The sequence below is a fragment of the Snodgrassella sp. W8135 genome, assembly GCF_016101225.1.
In the GTDB taxonomy this organism is placed as follows: domain Bacteria; phylum Pseudomonadota; class Gammaproteobacteria; order Burkholderiales; family Neisseriaceae; genus Snodgrassella; species Snodgrassella alvi.
On record NZ_JACFQX010000001.1, the window covers coordinates 305,267 to 324,647 of the forward strand.

Genomic DNA, 19,381 nt, shown 5'->3' on the forward strand with positions numbered 1-19,381 from the left:
AAAATAATGTCAGACTTATCGTGTTTGTTTACAAAGAGAATAACTCTCTAATAAAAATTTGTTTACCAAAAATATTACTAAGCGTGAAATAAGTATATTGATAAAATTATTAAAAAATTTATTGTAGTAAGAGTGATTTTACTCTTATCAGCCTGCAACTTAATATAAGTCTATGCAGAAAGTGGTTTCTAGCCAATGAAAACAAAAGCTGGTTTCTGTAATATAAATCTTCGAATCTAGCAGAAAATACAGCTATTTTTATAGCAGAATAAATTTATTTAAAATTTTTAATCAATAAACTCCTATGACTGTATAACTAAATAATTAGCGATATTAATACATCCGTGAATGGAACTTATTTATTATTGATGTTTTATATTTACACTAGCCGAATCAACTTCAATATCAGTTATGGGAGGCTGATTTTTTACTAAATCAGAAAAACGTCTGTATTTTTTCCAGTAAATAATTGGATTTGAGTTATCCGGAAGTTTATCAGCATAATGGAAGGTATAATTTTCATTCGTTATATTTGTTTTTATATTAATGAAAGTAGAGTACAAATCAATTAGATTTAATCCGCTAATCACTTTTTTTACCAGAATATGTTTTTTTTCATCCGGAGCTAAATAAAACAATGGTACTTGGTATTCTTGTAATAAACCACCCAGATCATGAAAAATACGATCTGGTTCAACCGATAATCCGTGATCTGAAAAATACATTAATTTATATTTTTTTCCTTTCATAAGTTCTGTAAGTTTTTTTATAAATAAATCTAATTTTTCAATGCTTGCCACATAGCAGCCAGCTTGATTATTCAATTTAAAATTTGATTTAAAATCATTAATTTGCGAGCATATTGGTTCATGAGAGCCCATCATATGCACAAAAACTACTTTTTTGTTACTGTTTTTGTTTATTACTTCCGAAACAATGGGTAACATATGATCATCATCATTAAAGCTAGTATAGTATGGACCTTTTTTTAAAAATTTGGATTTATCAGTTGTACCAGCTAATGCAGAAAAAATATTATCTCCATATTCACTTGTGCCCTGATTGCTAACCCAGTAAGTCTCATACCCGGATTTTTTTGCTAAGGAAACGAAATTAATTTCCCAGTCAATCTTATTTTTCTCAGGATAAGCTTTAAATAAAGTTCTAGTTAAGGATTGTTCTGTATTCGGACCAGTAGCCACTAATCCATCAATAAAAATTCCATTAGCTGTATTTAAAAAAGGAGTAGTATTGAGAGGGTAGCCATATACGGATAAATAATCTTTTCGTACAGATTCACCGATTACGACTAAAAATATTTCTGTATTATCATCTTCATTTAACCGACTTACCCGTATATTGTTATTATTACTGCCAATATATTTTTTCATTTCTTCATGTATTGAATTTATTTCTTGATATGCAGATATGACATTTTTTAAAAATGCGCTATTATTTACTTCCAGGTGCTGATAAGAAATGCCGAGTAAAGTTATTATATAAAAGAATATAAAGCTCATTATTGAGACAAATTGTGAAGTTTTATTTTTCTTAATTTTTTGTGTTTTTATTATTTTATTTAAATAATAAATTAAACCTTGAATAAATATAAATACTACAGTAATTAAAATTTGCTGTTTAACAGCCATGAGATAACCAATAATTTCAAGTTTATTAGTTTGTAATAGTGGCATTAATAAATCAGCTGTTGGTTTGCCGTAATTTATCCCTGTAGGAAAATAAAATGATAATGCGGAAAACGTAACTAACAGACTTATTAGAGTAAATTTATTTGCCGAACTTAATATGTAACAACCTAAAAATAATAAACCAGTAGAAATAACTGTATGATCAAAATCATAGTAATAACCTAAACCATATACAAGAGCTAAAGTGGATATAATATATAAAATAGGTAATAAAACTAAGGCTGTTTTTCTGGTTATCACTCACATACCCCAATTATTTATTTAAAGCAGCTAGGTAAGAAATTTTGCTATGTGCTTAAATAGTTTATTGATTTGTATTATGAAATTAATATTTGATTTCGCTAAGCTGTTAATATTAGTTCTTAATGATAAATTCTTTTATCATATTATAATAAAGTTTTAGGTATAGTTCTCCAGTTTTAAATGAATAATAATCCATTTATTAATAAGCGACTTGTAAATAGTACATTGATAATATATATAAACACAGAGTAGAGATGATATTTTTTAATGTGTCTATATCATCTAAGATGTATAAATAACAATTCTTTGGTCCCGCCGACAGGAATCGAACCTGTATCGCACGCTTAGGAGGCATGTGTTCTATCCGTTGAACTACGGCGAGACTTTTTAAAAACAGGGCTATGGCTGGAATCTGCCATAGCCCGCTATTTTAAGAGATTCGGGCTAAAGATGCCAAGGCTAAATCTCGCATAGCCTGGGTGGTTTCATTAACCGGTAACTCATTCAGGCAGTTAATTGCGGCATCTACGGCTTTTTTTGCCTGCATAGTGCAATAAGCCAGTGCATCAGAGTTGATTACGTGATCGTGAATTTTGTTGAAATAGCTGCGGTCGGCGTGTTCCAGAGCATGGCGTACATCGGCCTTGGCCGCAGCACTGCCCTGATTAAGCAGATAAATTAGCGGCAGGGTAGGTTTGCCCTCAGCCAGATCGTCGCCGACATTTTTACCAATGGTTTCTACATCACCGGCATAATCCAGTACATCATCGATAATCTGGAAAGCTGAACCCAGATATGTACCGTAATTTTTTAAAGCCAGTTCCTGTTGTTCTGTAGCCTTGGCAAGTATGGCACCTACCTGTGCCGCTGCCTGAAAGAGTTTGGCGGTTTTGTATTCGATTACCTGTAAATACTGTTCTTCAGTGACATCAATATTACCAATATTCATCAGCTGCATGACTTCACCTTCAGCAATGATATTGGTGGCTTCTGCCATCACTTCGAGAATACGCAGGCTGCCGGAGCCAACCATCAGCTGGAAGGCTCGTGTGTAGAGAAAATCGCCCACCAGTACAGCAGCGGCATTGCCAAACAGATTATTCGCAGTTTCCCGGCCGCGGCGCAGGTCGCTTTCATCCACTACATCGTCGTGCAGCAATGTGGAGGTATGGATAAATTCCACCATGGCGGCCAGTGAAAAAAGCGGGTCTTCTGTATAGCCCAGAGCTTTGCCGGCAAGGATGGTAATTATCGGGCGCAGGCGTTTACCACCGGCACTGATAATATACTGGCCTATTTGTGAAATCAGGACAACTTCGGATTCAACAGCACGGTTGATTACCGCATTAACACGGTTTAAGTCTTCAGGCAGGTGTTTCTGGAAATAAGGCAGGTTCTCAAGCATGTGTTTAGTGTTTCTGCAACTGGTAATGATGATGTGTTTTAGCCATGTGTCCCCGAAACTGCCGGGCACTTTTGTGTATTATTATACTTGAAATTCATTTGGGAAATGAGAAAAGTTAGATTGGGTTAATAAAGATGCAATTGTGAATCAGTCAGGTAAATTATGCTGATGTATACACAGGCCGGAACAGAAATTCTATGCTCAAAACAGTGCATCCGTCAGAAATGGTAGTATATCCGGCAGCTGGTTAACAGTTATGCTGCAATACTTGTAAAGTATTTTTGTGTGTTTGTACGGTAGACCGGAGAGCAAATTTTATGACACTGAATAATTCAGCTCAAGTCTGGGTATGGTAAATTATTAATCTAAATCAGTTATGTAGTACTTCGCCATTTTATCCATTAATTTACCGGAACTTAAAGCATTACTTAAAGAAGTTAATGCTAAAATAAATTGCATAAAATCAGGTGCATTACTAATCATGCCGGAACCGCCTGAATGATAGGCTTCAGGATTAAATATGCGTTTCGGATTATAGGACAAAATCCTGTTATTCCAAGATTCATCTAATTGCATGCAATAAGGGTTTGGCATGGGTAATGGCTGCGATAAAGCATCATGATAGTGAGTAACCGGTTGGTGATTATCCGGTAAGGTAAAAACGGTATTTGTCATATTTAAGGGAATGGTTATGCTGTTTTTGATTATTTCCTCTAATGATTGTTGAGTGACAGCAGTTAATACGCCATCTAATGCCATAGTTTGAGCGGGCTTGCTTTGGCTGTGACTAGTCTGTGAATGTAACGGGTCTTGCATATGCCCGGCGACACTATAAATAGCTCTCGGAAGGGCTTAATTTTTAACTGACTTAACTAGCCTGAGCTATATATATCATGAGATATTTATTATTGTTTTGACAGTAAAATCATGCGTTGATATAATCGCGAATTCCGTTTTTTGCGGAAATTTAATTTTTGTTTTTTAATTGAATTCCTATTGGAGTTGAGTATGTACGCGGTCGTAAAAACCGGCGGTAAACAATATAAAGTTGCCGTTGGCGAAAAATTAAAAGTAGAACAGATACCAGCAGAACTCGACAGCCAGATCGAACTGAATGAAGTTTTGATGATTGCTGACGGTGAAGCGGTGAAAGTGGGCACGCCTTTTATTGAGGGCGCTAAAGTAACCGCTAAAGTGGTTGCACATGGCCGTCACGATAAAGTACGTATTTTCAAAATGCGTCGTCGTAAACACTATCAGAAACGTCAGGGTCACCGCCAGAATTTTACCCAGATTGAAATCGTGGCGATTGCCTAATTGAGTGAAGGAATAACAGAATGGCACACAAAAAAGCAGGCGGTAGCTCCCGCAACGGTCGTGATTCAGAAGCCAAACGCCTGGGCGTTAAAGCCTTTGGTAATGAGCTGATTCCGGCTGGTTCAATTATTGTTCGTCAGCGCGGTACCCGTTTTCACGCAGGTGAAAATGTAGGTATGGGTAAAGACCACACTCTGTTCGCTAAAGTGGATGGTTATGTGGAATTTGCCGTTAAGGGCGCGCTGAACCGTAAAACCGTAAGTGTGCGTCCGTATACCGGCGCAGACGAGTAAGTTTCTACTGATGTTAAGCCCTGCCTTGTCTGGCAGGGCTTTTTTGTTATCAGGTCAGCCGGTGTGAAGAGGCAGCACAGATATTCTGTACTTTGGCTATAATCATGCTATGAGGTGTTCACAAGGGTATTACTGAGACTGGTTGCCCGGCATAAATATTGCAAACTGAGAATGATATGAAGTTTATTGATGAAGCAAAAATCGAGGTAGTTGCCGGCCGCGGCGGCAATGGTGTGGCCAGCTTCCGCCGCGAAAAATTTGTGCCTAAGGGCGGCCCCGATGGCGGTGATGGCGGCAGAGGCGGCAGTGTTTGGGCTGTAGCCGATGAAAATATTAATACTCTGGTGGAATATCGTTTTGTTAAACGCTATCAGGCCAAAAACGGTGAAAAAGGTCATGGTTCAGACCGTTATGGTCGCGGGGCTGATGATATTGAGTTGAGAATGCCGGTAGGTACGCTGATTCGTGATGTTGATACGGAACAGGTTGTGGCGGATTTAACTCATCATGGTCAGAGGGTATGTCTGGCTAAAGGCGGTAAGGGCGGCTTAGGTAATATTCATTTTAAATCATCAGTAAACCGTGCTCCTAAGCAGGCTACACCCGGTGAAGAGGGTGAAGCACGCAGTTTATTGCTGGAGCTGAAAGTACTGGCGGATGTGGGTTTGCTCGGTATGCCGAATGCGGGGAAATCTACGCTGATTAGTGCAGTTTCGGCTGCACGGCCAAAAGTGGCTGATTATCCGTTTACAACGCTGCATCCTAATCTGGGGGTAGTACGCAGTGATGACAATCACAGTTTTGTTATGGCTGATATCCCAGGTTTGATTGAAGGTGCTGCTGAAGGTGCCGGTTTGGGGCACCGGTTTCTGAAACATTTGTCGCGTACCGGTTTGCTGCTGCATGTGGTGGATCTGGCTCCTTTCGATGAAGGTGTGGAACCGGCAGCAGAGGCGCTGGCGATTATTGAAGAGTTACGCCGTTATGATGAGGCTTTGCACGATAAGCCGCGTTGGCTGGTGTTGAATAAAATTGATATGCTGGCTGATGATGAGCGTGCCGAACGTGTGGCTCAGTTTCTGGCAGATATTGGCTGGGATCACCCGCAACCGGATGATCAGTTTGAATTTGATCTGACAACCCCGCGGGTATTTCAAATCAGTGCACTGGCACGTGAGGGTACGCAGGAGCTGGTGCAGACCATACAGCGTTATTTGGATGTGAAGCATGAATTACTGGCAAAACAGCAGGCTGAACAACCTGTTGTGGCGGAAGTGCCGACTACAAACGGGTTGATACAGCCGGAATAATTATGCTATTCGGATAATTGATGTAGCCACCTGTTACAGGTGGCTTTTTTGTATTGGAATGAATCAGAAAATTGATGGTACTAAGAAATTAGTTTGCCTTATTTTTGACAGTACGTCGGCGAATAAAGCGATATATCAATTGCAGGAGCAAGACGCTGACTAATGCCAGAACGGCAGCCATTGATATCTGGTCTATTGCATATACCGTTGATTTTATCGGTGTGACTGTGCCGGCGGTAGCCTGATAGGTGGCAATGGTAATGCTGCGTGATGTACGCAGGCTGGTTCGTATCAGCTGTTGTTGTGCGTTTTGTTCAATAACTTTATAACTAAAGGTATCGTTATCATTTTTCTGTTTGCTGCCGTCAGGCTTTTTAGCCAGAAAAGTGGTATTGACCAGTGTGTGCTGCTGAACGTAAGAATAGGGCAGGGCAAGAAAAGAGCCGTCCGGTTCAAAGGCTGCAATAGTCAGATCGGGGTGCCATGGTTTGTGATTGGCCACAGTTCTGCTGTCCTGACCGGCAAGCAGGAAAATAAATAAGATAAAGAAGCCGCAAAATAAAATCAGTTTAAGCAGTCGCTGTTTAAACTGACCGGAACGTTTCTGAGGCTTACTGGCTGCCGGATTATGCTGAGTACTCATGTAACTAACCACTGCTGATTGATTAAATTCAGCCTGAATAATGGCTGAAAGGTAATTTTACCTAATTTTTGGCCTGTGAAAGCTTATTATATTGTTATTAATACTCTGATACAGGTAAATCATTGCCGATTTTATTGATTTTAATGGCATTCTGATTTGATGATTTATTTGTGTTCATCTTTTTTTCTGTGTCCGGTGTGTTTGATAATGATGCCTCGCCGATGATAAATAATGGTATGACGGTCAAATGGAATTTGAATTTTCAGATGGAAATTATTATCATTAATTTTGGTTATTGTTAATCTGATACAGGAATGAGTGTATGAGTGAGCAACAGAATGTCGCTGAGCTTCAGGCTGCTGTAACACGTTTACAGCAATTAAATTCTCTGGTTCTGGCTACGGTAGCACAGGATGGTACCCCTCAGGCAAGCTATGCGCCTTTTGCTGAATATGATGGTTGTCTGTATATCTTACTATCCGGTCTGGCACCGCATACACAGAATTTGCAGCAACAGGAGCAGGCCAGTGTGATGCTGATTGAAGATGAAGCTTCGGCACGCAATATTTTTGCCCGTGCCCGGCTGAATTATACGGTATCGGTTACGGTAATTGAAAAAAACACAGCTGATGGCATTGCCGCTTTGCAAGCAATGAAAACAAAACTAGGCAATACAGTAGATGTGCTGTCTGAATTGCCGGATTTCATGCTGTTTCGTCTGCAACTAGAAAAGGCTCGCCTTGTAACTGGCTTCGGCCGCGCTTATGTCTTTATGCCGGGTAAGGTTGATGGAGCAATACAGCTGACTGAAAAGAATGCTAAAACAGTGTGATGTCGCTGTGCGCAGCGATTGCTCGGTAAAGGTGGTTAAAATCCCGTACAATAGTCGTTTTATTCGGACAAACCGGAGCTGCGTGCATGTGGTGTTGGCCTAAACGAATTTGGGTAATTATCCATACGGTGTATGTATATGGTCTGCTGGATCTGGTTCAGCAGCATGTACATCCGTCATGGCTGCAAAGGCTGATACGTTTACTGCCGCGCGGACGCAAATACCGGCAGCTGGATGCAGCGGTACGGTTGCGTCTGGCTTTGGAAAGTCTGGGACCGATTTTTGTTAAATTTGGTCAGGTATTATCCACTCGGCCGGATTTAATCCCTGCTGATTATGCGCGTGAGCTGGCCTTACTGCAGGACAGGGTGCCGCCGTTTGCCAGTGATGTGGCAATCCGGGTGATTGAAACTGAGCTGGGCAGGCCGCTGGCAGAAATTTACGCCCGCTTTAATCCGCAGCCGGTAGCCAGTGCGTCTATCGCTCAGGTTCATGAAGCCTATTTATTCAATGAGGCCGGTGGTATCGGTCAAAAGGTTGCAGTAAAAGTTCTTCGTCCTGACATCGCGCCGGTTATTGATCAGGATTTAGCACTGATGGCTGTAGGAGCGCGCTGGGTAGAATGGCTGTTTGCAGATGGCAAACGCTTAAAGCCACGCGAAGTAGTCGCAGAGTTTAAGAATTATCTGCATGATGAGCTTGATCTGATGCGGGAAGCCGCTAATGCCAGCCTGCTCGGGCGGCAGTTCAGTAAAAGCACTATGCTGATTATTCCGGCTGTTTACTATAATTATTGTGCGCGTCGGGTGCTGACAATTGAATGGATGGACGGTACTCCGGTTGCCAGTACCGATAAGTTGCGTGAAAAGAATATAGATTTGCACCAGCTGGCACGCTATGGGGTAGAAATATTCTTTACTCAGGTATTTGACAACGGTTTTTTCCATGCGGATATGCATCCGGGCAATATTATGGTCGCAGATGACGGCAGGTATATTGCACTGGATTTTGGTATTGTCGGCACGTTAACAGATTATGATAAGCGCTATCTGGCAATTAATTTTCTGGCGTTTTTCAATCGTGATTATCATCGGGTGGCCACTGCGCATGTGGAATCCGGCTGGGTACCGGCAGATACGCGAGTGGAGGAGCTGGAAGCAACAGTGCGTGCTGTATGTGAACCGATTTTCAATAAACCGCTGGCAGAAATTTCTTTTGGTATGGTGCTGATGCGGTTGTTTGAAACCAGTCGTCGTTTTAATGTGGAAATTCAGCCGCAGCTGGTGCTGCTGCAAAAAACATTACTTAATATAGAGGGACTGGGAAGACAGCTGGATCCTCAGCTGGATTTATGGGCAACTGCCAAACCGTTTCTGACCCGCTGGATGCATAACCAGATTGGTCTGAAAGCGCTATGGAAAACGCTAAAGCAGGAAGCACCGGACTGGGCGCAAATGCTGCCTGCACTGCCGCGTAAACTTAATGCCCTTGTAGATGAAAAGCGTCAGCTTGAATGGCGTGATGCCTATATTCATCTGCTGCGTACACAGCGGCAGCAGAATTTCTGGCTAGCGGTAATTGCTCTGGTGATGCTGGCAGTTTTTCTCTTTAAATAAAATTTAACTGTGTTTTCAATGTGAAGTTGTCGGGTATCAGCTTGCGGTGCTGAGATGGTAACCGTTATGGTTCAGCTGGTCTTTGGTTAATAATTGTACTGTTTTTATATTGTTCTTATGCTGAAATCTGCTTATAGTTATATGCGGTGCTTTAAGGTACGGATTTCGGGTTATAATTTTGTCATTGTTTTAGCTCGCGGTTCATCCGCAGTATCTCATCTGTAAAGGAGTAGCCTTGTGTCGCGTGTGTATCCTTATCCTTTGATTGCTAAGGAAGGCTGGCCGTTTATTATTGGCAGCCTGGTGCTGAGCATATTAACTTTTTTCTGGTGCGGATGGTGGTCGCTGCCTTTATGGGTGCTGACAGCATTTGTGGTGCAGTTTTTTCGTGATCCTGCCCGTGATATTCCTGCAAATCCCGAAGATGTGCTGAGTCCGGCAGACGGACGTATTGTGGTTGTGGAAAAAACTACCGATCCGTACCGTGGTGTGAATGCTCTTAAAATCAGTGTATTTATGAATGTATTCAATGTGCATTCTAACCGCAGCCCTATTGATGGCAAAGTAGAGCGTGTAGATTATTTTAAAGGCAGCTTTCTGAACGCTGCGCTGGATAAAGCCAGTGCACAAAATGAACGTAATGCAGTTCTTGCGGTAACCAAAACCGGCCGGCCGGTAACATTTGTACAGGTTGCAGGTCTGGTAGCACGGCGTATTCTGTGCTACGTTAATGCACATGATTTATTACATCGCGGTGACCGCTATGGTTTTATCCGCTTTGGTTCGCGGGTAGATGTTTATTTGCCGGAAGATGCTACTGCGCTGGTGGCTATTGGTGATAAGGTCAGTGCCAGCAGTACAGTACTGGCAACTTTGCCATTGCAGGCTCCTGATATCAGTGCTGAACCGCAAAGTAATACTGAAGAACATGCAGATCTGGTCACAGAAGCTGCTAATCGGGCAGCAGCTGCCGCACGGCATGTAGTGTCTCAGGAATAAAGGCTATTAATTGTTTACAGGCTGTTTGCCCTTTATAAGGTCAGGCAGCCTGTTGTCGTTCAAACCGGTAAATGATGAGCAGATTCGATAAGACCAATTTATCTGAGCAGCAGCCAGAGCGGGTGCTGCTGGTAGGGGTATTGCTGGATAAGGATTTTCCGGTTGCTGCCGGGCGCCGGACAGTATTGTTTGAGTCGGCACTGGCTGAAGCTGAGGAGCTGGTACGTGCTACCGGAGCAGATTTAGTGGAAGTTGTTCCGTGTAAACGTCAGCAGCCGGACAGTGCATTGTTTGTGGGTAAAGGCAAAGCAGAAGAACTGGCACAAACAGTAGCTGAAGCCGGAATTGATCTGGTGGTCTTTAACCATGCGCTGACGCCTACGCAGGAGCGTAATCTTGAAAGGCTGCTCCAGTGCAGGGTATTAGATCGGGTTGGCTTGATTCTCGCTATATTTGCCCGTCGTGCACAAAGTCAGGAGGGGCGCTTGCAGGTGGAGCTTGCTCAGCTGGTTCATTTATCCAGCCGGCTGGTGCGTGGTTATGGTCATTTGCAGAGCCAGAGAGGCGGTATTGGTTTACGCGGCCCGGGTGAGACACGTCTGGAGACTGACCGCCGTCTGATCAGGCAGAAAATTACCCGTCTGCGTCAGCAATTGCAGCAGGTGCGCCGGCAGCGGGCAACTCAGCGTAAAAGCCGGTATCAGGGTACACTGCCGGCCTTTGCGCTGGTGGGCTATACCAATGTAGGCAAATCCAGTCTGTTTAACCGTTTAACCAAAGCTCAGGTCATGGCAGAAGACCAGCTGTTTGCCACCCTGGATAATACAGTGCGCCGTTTGTATCTGAATGACCAGACCAGTGTTTTATTATCCGATACAGTGGGTTTTATTCGCGATTTACCGCACGGACTGGTAGCTGCTTTTGCGGCGACACTGGAGGAAACTGCGCTGGCTGATGTGCTGCTGCATGTGGTAGATATTACCCATCCGGAATTTGAGCGGCAAATAGATGCTGTGAATACGGTATTACAGGAAATTGATGCAGAAAACATACCGCAGCTGATTATTTATAATAAAATTGATAAATTGCCTGCTGAACAAAAAATGCAGGGGATTGTGCGTGATATACATGGTCGTCCGCAGGCTGTTTATATATCGGTACAGGATGGCAGCGGACTGGATGATTTACGTACAGCTATGATAGAAATGGCAGGTATGAAATATGCACAACATAATAAACAGGATGAGTATTAATATTGCCTGTTGAGGATTTAGCTGAATATGACTCAAGAAAAAAATGATGTAATTAAACCAAATCGCCCCCATCGTCCGAACCGGCGCCGCCGGCTGCGAGATAACAGTATTTACTTGCTGCCTAATGCATTTACGCTGGCGGCGCTGTTTGCCGCTTTTTATGCCATTACACAGTCGATGCATGGTCATTATGAAGTTGCAGCGATTGCGGTATTTATTTCTATGCTGCTGGATGGTATGGACGGACGGGTTGCCCGTCTGACTAACAGTCAGAGTGCTTTTGGTGAACAGCTCGACAGTCTGGCTGATATGGTAAGTTTCGGGGTGGCTCCTGCCTTGATTGCGTATAAATGGCAGTTATTTCATTTTGGTAAAATCGGTTACTCGGTAGCATTTATTTATTGTGCCTGTGCGGCCTTGCGGCTGGCATTGTTCAATACTTTGATTGGTAAAGTAAGTAAGAAATGGTTTATCGGAATTCCCAGCCCGACGGCAGCTGCACTGGTAATCGGCTTAATCTGGGTAAGCCATACTTTTCAGGGTTTACCTCATGTAGACTGGCTATGCCTGATTATTACTCTGTTTGGCGGTTTATCCATGGTGGTTCAGATACCGTTCTGGTCATTCAAGGAAATCAATGCTTATCGTAAAGTACCTTTTTTTGTAATGATTCTGGCTGTTATTGGCTTACTGGTAGTGACATGGGAACCATCAGTAGTACTGTTTGCCTTTTTCCTGCTCTATAGTTTGTCCGGTTATGTGATGTTTATCTGGCGCGTGCTGACTAAACGCAAATTTCAGCCAGAATAATGATGAGCACTTTCTATTGCTGAAAAAATAAGCTGATATTGATTAAAGGAGAATAGTAATGGCAGTTAATTTGTCCGTGCCTGGTGATGAGCAGATTTTAGCCATTGACGGCGTGCAGGTATTTGTCGGACAGGCCGGAATCAAAAAACCGGAACACGATGATTTAACGCTTATCGTGCTTAACGGGATAAACAGCATCGGCGCTGTATTTACCCAAAACCGTTTTTGTGCTGCACCGGTACAGATTGCTAAACAGCATCTGGCTACAGACGCCGGAGTGCGTGCACTGGTAATCAATACAGGTAATGCCAATGCCGGTACAGGCAAACAAGGACTGGATGATGCGCAGTTGATTTGTGACAAGGTAGCACAGCAGATTGGTTGCAGTGCATCAGAGGTTTTACCGTTTTCTACCGGTGTGATTCTCGAACCTTTGCCGGTAGATAAAATTGTGGCTGCTTTGCCGAAAGTGAAAGTTGTACACTGGCCACGGGCTGCTGCTGCCATTATGACTACGGATACTGTTCCTAAAATGGCCAGCCGTACAGTTTATATTGACGGGCATAAAGTACGTTTCACCGGTATTGCCAAAGGTTCCGGCATGATTCATCCGAATATGGCTACTATGCTCGGATTTGTGTTTACTGATGCGGCTATAGCCCAGCCATTGTTGCAGCAAATGGTAGCTGAAGTGGCAGCCACATCTTTTAATGCGATTACTGTTGACGGAGATACTTCTACCAATGACAGTTTTGTGGTGGTAGCTACAGGTAAGTCTCAGCTGGGGCGGATAGAGTCAGTAGCCGGAAAGGATTACTTAGCAGTCAAAACTGTACTGGCTGATCTGGCACTGGAACTGGCACAGGCGATTGTGCGTGACGGTGAGGGTGCAACCAAGTTTATTACTATTGATGTACGCAATGCTTTGACTGAAGCAGAGGCCAGACAGGTAGGCTATGCTGTTGCCCGTTCACCATTAGTAAAAACAGCTTTTTATGCCAGTGACCCGAATCTGGGGCGTATTTTGTGCGCAATCGGTTATGCAGGTATTGCTGATTTGGATGTGGCAGCAATTAAGGTATATCTGGGTGAAGTGCTGGTGGCAGAAAATGGAGGCCGGGCTGCCAGCTATACAGAAGAGGCTGGTCAGCAGGTAATGGCACAGAATGAAATTACAGTAACTATTGATCTGGCACGTGCGGAAGCACAGGCAAAGATTTACACCTGTGATTTATCCAGAGAGTATGTGACAATTAATGCCGATTATCGCAGCTAAGCTGTACTGAATCAGCAATTACTGAACCCGCGTTTAACGCGGGCTCAGTGCTTTAAAGGATTTCTTTTTGTACAGCTGTTAGTTTGATTTCTACTTTCCAGTTTGGGTTAGCCAGCGCAGCCTGTATACAGGCTCGTGCCGGCGCTCTTCCCGGTGTAACCCAGTTATCCCATGCCTGATTCATACCTTCATATTCCTGCATATTGCTCAGGTAAATTACTGCTTCACAAATATGCTGCTTGTCACTGTCACATGCTTCCAGAATAGTATCTATCTGTGCCAGAACATTGGCAGTTTGCGCAGTGATGTCGGCATCTTCATTAGTTGGAACTTGTCCAGCAAGAAATATCAGGCCGTTAAAAATGGTGGCTTCTGCCAGGCGGTTACCGCTCTCGTAAAATTTAATACTCATAGAATTCAATACCCATATACTGGTTCTTGTGAAAATAGCCTGAGCTACAATGTTATCTGTTAATGCAAGAATTTATTTTGTGGCCGGGCAATACTGGCCTGAAAAGAAAAAACAGACAGCAAAAGAATATAAGCTATGCCTTTTTATATCAATACTATCTTCTGAATCTATCGAGATATCGCTATATGATAACCATCAATTTTCACTAAGTAGTAAAATAATAATTCGTTATCTTTGCCTGAGTAGATGAGAATAATTGATGAGTAAAAGTAAATTTCCGGTTACTCCTGCTATCCGTTTTTTGCGTGCTCACCAGATACCGTTTGAACCGCGTGAGTATGCTTATGTTGAGCATGGCGGAACAGCACAGTCAGCATTAGCGCTGGGCGTAGACGAACATGCAGTGATTAAAACCATTGTGCTGCAAAATGAGCATAAGCAAGGTTTGATTGTGCTGATGCATGGCGATCGGCATATATCTACCCGTCAGCTGGCACGTGAGCTGGGTATGAAGCATATAGAACCAGCCAGCCCGCAGCAGGCTAATAAATGGACTGGTTATCTGGTTGGTGGTACCAGTCCTTTTGGCAACAAGGCCGGATTACCGGTGTATGTTGAAAAAAGTATTTATTCTTTACCATTGATTTATATTAATGGGGGTAAGCGTGGATTTCTGGTACAGATGCAGCCAGAATATCTGACCTGCCTGCAGCCGCAATCAGTGCATGTGGCAACAGAGACGGAATAATATTGACTAATGAACACAGGTCAGACGTGAAAGTCTGGCCTGTTTGTTTGTCGGCTAATAAAAATTTTTATTTAATTAATCCGCGCTGATAAGAGTTATTAAAAGGCTGATAATTATGATCATGCAGCTGCTGGGCTGCTTCGGTTAACCAGTTGGTATTACGTAATAACACCCTTCCTTCCATAATCAAATCTGCCTGACCGGTTTGTAAAATATATTCAGCCAGATCAGGGCTATCCAGCAGGCCAACGGTCGCTACCGGAATATTGACTACTTGCTTCATGGCAGTCGCAAAAGGTGTCTGATAACCGCCATGCACCGGGATATCCGGAGCGTAATCCATAACACCGCCGGTGGATACATCGATAACATCTATGCCGTCACGTTCTAGCCACTGACATATTTCCTGCCAGTCGGCAATACTGTTTTGCTGACCGGTTTTATCATAGTCGGATAGAGACATGCGTACCCATAATGAACCGGAAAATACTGTACGCATTTCGAGAGTAATTTCGTGCAGCAAACGATAACGATTTACTAAAGAACCGCCATATTCATCGGTACGCTGGTTGCTCAGCGGTGAAAGAAATTCACTGATTAGATAACCATGTGCAGCATGGATTTCAATTACATCCACACCGGCTTGCTGGGCTCGTCTGGCTGCAGCAATAAAATCTTCTTTGATTTGTGTGATTTCCGGTTTACTCAATGCTTTTGGCGTTTTCGAGCTGCTATTAAAAGGAATAGCACTGGGTGCAACCGGCTGCAATGCATCTGAAGCTTTGCGTCCGGCATGTGCCAGCTGCACACCTACTTTGCTGTTCAGATAATGTAGTGAATCAACCAGCTGAGAGAATTTTTCTGTCTGACTATCATCCCATAAACCTAAATCGTGTTTGGTAATCCGTCCGTCCGGCTGTACGGCAGTGGCTTCTATAATAATCAGACCGACATTGGCAATGGCACGTGCGCCATAATGTGCAAAATGAAAAGGTGTAACGATACCGTCTTCCTTTTTTACTTCATACATGCACATTGGTGCCATAACTACCCGGTTTTTCAGATTTAAATTACCAATGGTTATAGGAGATAATAATAATGACATTGATTGTTCCTTTTGATTATCTGATTCCTGATTGGGTGCAGTAAGTAATGAATAAAAACAATATCCAGATTATTTTTATTGATTTATTACTTCTTATCCAGTTCTCTGAATGATATCTGACAGGCAAATACAGCTTGCTATCAGCAGATATTTCATCAAGTCCATCATATAATAGTATCTTGTTTGATAAACATAATTAATTATTATTTACTTACAAATAAAACTTATTTGTAATTTAAATTATCTATAATTTGTGACACAAATCCCCATACATGAATCCCTGCCAGTCTACGTCAATATTTTTTCCAAACGCGATGACTTTAAATAACTCGCCCATTTCATGTGCATCCAGCAGGGTATGACAGGCTGAAGCAGTCTGAATGTATGCATTTTCTTCCGGTTTGCCGATTTTTGCGAGTAATTCGGTTATACCCAGATTAAGCAGAAATGTTGCCTGATTGGTATAACCAATTAAGTCCAGATGATTATCAATGCCGGCATCAGCAATACGAGTGAAATTAACATGAGCGGTTAAGTCAGTGAGTCCGGGATAAAAGAACGGATCATGGACGGTATGATGCCGGTAGTGGCCGATTAACGTACCCTGACGGCGCTGAACATGATAATACTGTGCTGCGTCAAAACCATAATCAATCCATATCATTGCTCCGCGTTTCAGCTTTTGTGCCAGTGTTGCTACAAAGGCATATTGTTGTGGATGCAGCTCAGACTGATAAGGTTCTGCTGTATCAGGGAAAGTTTCCATGACCTGTTGTATTGCTGCGCTGCTAGCAGGTTTATCCTGCCAGATAAACTGGTTATCCAGCCAGCTAACGCCCATTTCTGTTATCTGATTTGCCTGACGGAGATAGACCGGAACAGGCATGGCATCCAGAACTTCGTTTCCTATCAGGATACCGTCAAACTGTTCAGGTAACTTAGTCAGGTGTGTAACTTTATGTATCTGATCAGGTGCATGAGTCTGAATATATTCTCTCTGACGCTGCGCCAGTTCTGCAGAAAGTTCAATAATGTAATAGTGCTGAAAGTGCTGGCTGTGCAGAGCTGGCAATACAGATGCTGCCAGATGACCGGTTCCTGCACCGAATTCATAAATATTGCCTGCTGTTTGTGGCAATAGTGCATCTAATTGATGCGCCAGCGTCTGCCCGAACAAAGGAGTCAGAACAGGTGCAGTAATAAAGTCGCCATCACGACCGAATTTTTGTGCTCCGCCGGTGTAATAACCATAGTCAGGCGTATACAGTGCCATTTGCATGTAGTCGGCAAAAGAAAGCCAGTTATTTTGCTGCCGGATTTTCTGCTGAATAAGTTCAGATAATTTCTGCGAACTGATTAATGCGGCATTTTCAGGAGTGGGTAAATTATCCATAGGATAGATGATGGAAATTGTAAAGAAGATGGTCATTATAAACGCTGATTTTGGCTTATGTTGACCCTGGTCAAGTGTCTGAAAAGGCACATAGGGACTGGATTGGATGATTATTAAAATAATGATTTGATTTAAATATATTTTTGTATTTTAGATTACTTTTATTCGGCTTCGGAATTTGACTGGATTACATTGACCCTGTATGCAAAATTGCCTTATAGTGTGAATAAGTGTGTAAAGGTGTGGCGAAGTGGGGGATAATCCCGTTATATTGAATAGGAGCTGAACAGTGTTTGGCGGCGCGTATGAATTAAGTATAGACAGTAAAGGACGACTGGCGATTCCGGCCAAGTTTCGTGATTTGCTGGCGCGTCATTTCACTCCGGTACTGGTTGCCACACTGGAAAAGCGCACACATTTGTTACTGTATCCCGAGTCATCATGGCGCAGTGTGGAAGCTCAGCTGTTACAGCTTCCTGTGGCAGGCAACAGAGTATTGCAGGCCTATCAGAATTTACTGTTGCATAATGCGGATACTTTGGATTTAGACAGTGCCGGCAGAGTATTGCTACCGGCACATTTGCGTCGTCTGGTGAATTTTGAGCGTGAAGTTTATGTTGTGGGTCGTGCCAACCGCATTGAAGTGTGGGGCAGGGCGCTATGGGAAGAGCAGAATAATGCTGCACTGGATATGGATGAAGATATGCTGGCGGCAGAGTTGGGTAAGACTCAACTGCAATTATGAGTGAACAGATAAATAATGGCGGTCATGTTACCGTTTTACTGAATGAAGCAGTTGCCGGTTTACAGGTACAGCCGGCCGGCGTGTATGTTGACGGAACTTTTGGTCGTGGCGGCCATTCGCGTTTGATTCTGTCTCAGCTTGGGAAAGACGGGCGGCTGGTTGTTTTTGATAAGGATCCGCAGGCGATTGCTGTAGCACAGGAACTGGCAAGGCAGGATGCACGGGTACTGGTTGTACATGAAGGTTTTTCTGCATTAAAGCGGTCGTTACAACAGCTGGGTATCAGCCGGATAAATGGTGCCTTATTTGATCTGGGTATTTCCTCTCCTCAGATTGATGATGCAGGTCGCGGTTTCAGCTTCCGCTTTGATGCACCGCTGGATATGCGTATGGATACTACGCGCGGACAGTCAGCAGCTCAATGGCTGGCTGTGGCAGAAGAGCAGGATATACACGAGGTAATTAAAAATTATGGTGAAGAGCGGTTTAGTCGCCAGATTGCACGGACAATTGTGGCGCAGCGGGAACAAAGCCCGATTACCACAACCGGCCAGCTGGCGCACCTCGTCGCACAAGTCGTCCGTACTCGTGAACGCGGACAGGATCCGGCCACACGTACTTTCCAGGCCATTCGCATCTTTATTAACCGTGAACTGGAAGAAATAACTGTGGTACTTCCGCAAGTGATGGAATGTCTGGTTGCCGGTGGACGGATGGCGGTGATTTCATTTCATTCACTGGAAGACCGGATTGTAAAAAGATTTATGCAGCAGCATAGCAAGCCGGCTCCTTTACCGCGCTGGGCTGTAGTTAAAGAAGCAGAACGTGAGCAGCCGCCGTTGCGCCTGATAGGCAAGGCGCAAAAACCTGCTCCGGCAGAAATTGAAGTAAATCCGCGTGCCCGTTCAGCGGTATTACGGGTAGCCGAACGCAGTTATTAAACTAAGATTAATGATTGATTAATTATGAATAAAATCAACATTATTTTGCTTATATTGGTACTGGCTTCAGCTTTTGCTGTTGTAACAGTACAGGATCGTTCGCGTCAGTTTTTTATTGCGCTGGATAAAGCGCAAAAAGGGGAAAGTCTTTTGAACGAAGACTTTAGTCGCTTAAAGTTAGCGCAGGCAAAGTTATCTAATCATCAGTTGATTCAGGATGCTTCAGCCCGGCAGAATTTGCATTCGCCGTCATTGGCTGAAACGCAGATGCTGGATGCGCCGCGTTTGGTTAAGCAGTGATGTGACGGGTCAGAGAATAATGGAGTACTGC

20 protein-coding genes and 1 tRNA gene are annotated in these 19,381 nt (G+C 43.2%); 13 read left to right on the forward strand and 8 right to left on the reverse strand.

Features of this window, described 5'->3' with window-relative positions:
* Positions 1-362: 362 nt before the first annotated feature.
* From H3T75_RS11020 to H3T75_RS01345, 4 genes are all read right to left on the reverse strand, one after another.
* A complete protein-coding gene (locus tag H3T75_RS11020) occupies positions 363-1,949 on the reverse strand; it encodes a phosphoethanolamine transferase (RefSeq protein WP_198210815.1) in 1,587 nt (528 codons plus the stop codon).
* Between the two features lie 310 nt (positions 1,950-2,259).
* Positions 2,260-2,334, reverse strand: a tRNA-Arg gene (locus H3T75_RS01335).
* 48 nt (positions 2,335-2,382) lie between these two features.
* Complete coding sequence (locus H3T75_RS01340) at positions 2,383-3,357, reverse strand: polyprenyl synthetase family protein (RefSeq protein WP_198210816.1); 975 nt, start codon at positions 3,355-3,357, stop codon at positions 2,383-2,385.
* Positions 3,358-3,717: 360 nt separating this feature from the next.
* Positions 3,718-4,173, reverse strand: coding sequence for a serine hydrolase (locus tag H3T75_RS01345; protein ID WP_198210817.1), 456 nt, complete (start codon positions 4,171-4,173; stop codon positions 3,718-3,720).
* Between the two features lie 192 nt (positions 4,174-4,365).
* Between H3T75_RS01345 and rplU the strand changes: the two genes are divergently transcribed.
* The 3 genes from rplU (at position 4,366) to obgE (ending at position 6,277) form a co-directional block, all read left to right on the forward strand.
* A complete protein-coding gene (rplU, locus tag H3T75_RS01350; protein WP_025331258.1) occupies positions 4,366-4,674 on the forward strand; it encodes a 50S ribosomal protein L21 in 309 nt (102 codons plus the stop codon).
* Positions 4,675-4,694: 20 nt separating this feature from the next.
* Positions 4,695-4,967, forward strand: coding sequence for a 50S ribosomal protein L27 (gene rpmA / locus H3T75_RS01355; protein ID WP_025331257.1), 273 nt, complete (start codon positions 4,695-4,697; stop codon positions 4,965-4,967).
* A gap of 176 nt (positions 4,968-5,143) precedes the next feature.
* Entirely contained in the window at positions 5,144-6,277 is a 1,134-nt protein-coding gene (obgE, locus tag H3T75_RS01360; RefSeq protein WP_198210818.1) for a GTPase ObgE, read from the forward strand.
* 88 nt (positions 6,278-6,365) lie between these two features.
* Here obgE and H3T75_RS01365 read toward each other — a convergent pair whose 3' ends face one another.
* Complete coding sequence (locus H3T75_RS01365; protein ID WP_198210819.1) at positions 6,366-6,920, reverse strand: hypothetical protein; 555 nt, start codon at positions 6,918-6,920, stop codon at positions 6,366-6,368.
* Between the two features lie 322 nt (positions 6,921-7,242).
* On the opposite strand from H3T75_RS01365, the gene H3T75_RS01370 reads away from it, so the two are divergent.
* From H3T75_RS01370 to argJ, 6 genes are all read left to right on the forward strand, one after another.
* Entirely contained in the window at positions 7,243-7,752 is a 510-nt protein-coding gene (locus tag H3T75_RS01370) for a HugZ family protein (protein WP_025331254.1), read from the forward strand.
* A gap of 86 nt (positions 7,753-7,838) precedes the next feature.
* Positions 7,839-9,368, forward strand: coding sequence for a ubiquinone biosynthesis regulatory protein kinase UbiB (gene ubiB / locus H3T75_RS01375; protein ID WP_198210820.1), 1,530 nt, complete (start codon positions 7,839-7,841; stop codon positions 9,366-9,368).
* Between the two features lie 237 nt (positions 9,369-9,605).
* Positions 9,606-10,367: a phosphatidylserine decarboxylase gene (locus H3T75_RS01380; RefSeq protein WP_198210821.1), complete on the forward strand. Its 762-nt coding sequence runs from the start codon at positions 9,606-9,608 to the stop codon at positions 10,365-10,367.
* Between the two features lie 74 nt (positions 10,368-10,441).
* Entirely contained in the window at positions 10,442-11,620 is a 1,179-nt protein-coding gene (gene hflX, locus H3T75_RS01385; RefSeq protein ID WP_198210822.1) for a GTPase HflX, read from the forward strand.
* A gap of 27 nt (positions 11,621-11,647) precedes the next feature.
* A complete protein-coding gene (gene pssA, locus H3T75_RS01390) occupies positions 11,648-12,430 on the forward strand; it encodes a CDP-diacylglycerol--serine O-phosphatidyltransferase (RefSeq protein WP_041878862.1) in 783 nt (260 codons plus the stop codon).
* Between the two features lie 58 nt (positions 12,431-12,488).
* Entirely contained in the window at positions 12,489-13,706 is a 1,218-nt protein-coding gene (gene argJ / locus H3T75_RS01395) for a bifunctional glutamate N-acetyltransferase/amino-acid acetyltransferase ArgJ (protein ID WP_198210823.1), read from the forward strand.
* A gap of 52 nt (positions 13,707-13,758) precedes the next feature.
* Here the strand turns inward: argJ and H3T75_RS01400 are convergent, their stop codons facing one another.
* The gene (locus H3T75_RS01400) at positions 13,759-14,118 is read right to left on the reverse strand and encodes a RidA family protein (protein ID WP_198210824.1); all 360 of its coding nucleotides are present in this window, start codon (positions 14,116-14,118) and stop codon (positions 13,759-13,761) included.
* A 259-nt stretch (positions 14,119-14,377) separates the two neighbouring features.
* Here H3T75_RS01400 and ybaK point away from each other — a divergent pair, with 259 nt between their 5' ends.
* Entirely contained in the window at positions 14,378-14,866 is a 489-nt protein-coding gene (gene ybaK, locus H3T75_RS01405; RefSeq protein WP_198210825.1) for a Cys-tRNA(Pro) deacylase, read from the forward strand.
* Between the two features lie 67 nt (positions 14,867-14,933).
* Here ybaK and H3T75_RS01410 read toward each other — a convergent pair whose 3' ends face one another.
* Complete coding sequence (locus H3T75_RS01410; protein WP_198210826.1) at positions 14,934-15,971, reverse strand: NADH:flavin oxidoreductase/NADH oxidase; 1,038 nt, start codon at positions 15,969-15,971, stop codon at positions 14,934-14,936.
* A 244-nt stretch (positions 15,972-16,215) separates the two neighbouring features.
* Positions 16,216-17,400, reverse strand: coding sequence for a class I SAM-dependent methyltransferase (locus H3T75_RS01415; protein WP_370570078.1), 1,185 nt, complete (start codon positions 17,398-17,400; stop codon positions 16,216-16,218).
* 253 nt (positions 17,401-17,653) lie between these two features.
* Between H3T75_RS01415 and mraZ the strand changes: the two genes are divergently transcribed.
* From mraZ to ftsL, 3 genes are read left to right on the forward strand one after another with little or no spacing between them, the layout of a single operon-like run.
* Positions 17,654-18,109: a division/cell wall cluster transcriptional repressor MraZ gene (gene mraZ / locus H3T75_RS01420; protein ID WP_025331245.1), complete on the forward strand. Its 456-nt coding sequence runs from the start codon at positions 17,654-17,656 to the stop codon at positions 18,107-18,109.
* Positions 18,106-19,050 carry a 16S rRNA (cytosine(1402)-N(4))-methyltransferase RsmH gene (rsmH, locus tag H3T75_RS01425; RefSeq protein WP_198210827.1) on the forward strand — a complete coding sequence of 315 codons (945 nt, stop codon included), beginning with the start codon at positions 18,106-18,108 and terminating at the stop codon, positions 19,048-19,050. The genes mraZ and rsmH overlap by 4 nt, the downstream gene beginning before the upstream one ends.
* Positions 19,051-19,074: 24 nt before the next feature.
* Entirely contained in the window at positions 19,075-19,350 is a 276-nt protein-coding gene (ftsL, locus tag H3T75_RS01430) for a cell division protein FtsL (RefSeq protein ID WP_084552075.1), read from the forward strand.
* Positions 19,351-19,381 lie beyond the last annotated feature (31 nt).

Bases quoted from the DNA above. Each gene is read 5' to 3' on its own strand.
- obgE (WP_198210818.1), top strand. From the start codon at position 5,144: ATGAAGTTTATTGATGAAGCAAAAATCGAGGTAGTTGCCGGCCGCGGC.
- rsmH (WP_198210827.1), top strand. From the start codon at position 18,106: ATGAGTGAACAGATAAATAATGGCGGTCATGTTACCGTTTTACTGAAT.
- rpmA (WP_025331257.1), top strand. From the start codon at position 4,695: ATGGCACACAAAAAAGCAGGCGGTAGCTCCCGCAACGGTCGTGATTCA.
- H3T75_RS01340 (WP_198210816.1), bottom strand. From the start codon at position 3,357: ATGCTTGAGAACCTGCCTTATTTCCAGAAACACCTGCCTGAAGACTTA.
- H3T75_RS01365 (WP_198210819.1), bottom strand. From the start codon at position 6,920: ATGAGTACTCAGCATAATCCGGCAGCCAGTAAGCCTCAGAAACGTTCC.
- H3T75_RS01410 (WP_198210826.1), bottom strand. From the start codon at position 15,971: ATGTCATTATTATTATCTCCTATAACCATTGGTAATTTAAATCTGAAA.
- pssA (WP_041878862.1), top strand. From the start codon at position 11,648: ATGACTCAAGAAAAAAATGATGTAATTAAACCAAATCGCCCCCATCGT.
- hflX (WP_198210822.1), top strand. From the start codon at position 10,442: ATGAGCAGATTCGATAAGACCAATTTATCTGAGCAGCAGCCAGAGCGG.
- rplU (WP_025331258.1), top strand. From the start codon at position 4,366: ATGTACGCGGTCGTAAAAACCGGCGGTAAACAATATAAAGTTGCCGTT.
- ubiB (WP_198210820.1), top strand. From the start codon at position 7,839: ATGTGGTGTTGGCCTAAACGAATTTGGGTAATTATCCATACGGTGTAT.
- ybaK (WP_198210825.1), top strand. From the start codon at position 14,378: ATGAGTAAAAGTAAATTTCCGGTTACTCCTGCTATCCGTTTTTTGCGT.
- H3T75_RS01400 (WP_198210824.1), bottom strand. From the start codon at position 14,118: ATGAGTATTAAATTTTACGAGAGCGGTAACCGCCTGGCAGAAGCCACC.
- H3T75_RS01345 (WP_198210817.1), bottom strand. From the start codon at position 4,173: ATGCAAGACCCGTTACATTCACAGACTAGTCACAGCCAAAGCAAGCCC.
- H3T75_RS01370 (WP_025331254.1), top strand. From the start codon at position 7,243: ATGAGTGAGCAACAGAATGTCGCTGAGCTTCAGGCTGCTGTAACACGT.
- ftsL (WP_084552075.1), top strand. From the start codon at position 19,075: ATGAATAAAATCAACATTATTTTGCTTATATTGGTACTGGCTTCAGCT.
- argJ (WP_198210823.1), top strand. From the start codon at position 12,489: ATGGCAGTTAATTTGTCCGTGCCTGGTGATGAGCAGATTTTAGCCATT.
- H3T75_RS01415 (WP_370570078.1), bottom strand. From the start codon at position 17,400: ATGACCATCTTCTTTACAATTTCCATCATCTATCCTATGGATAATTTA.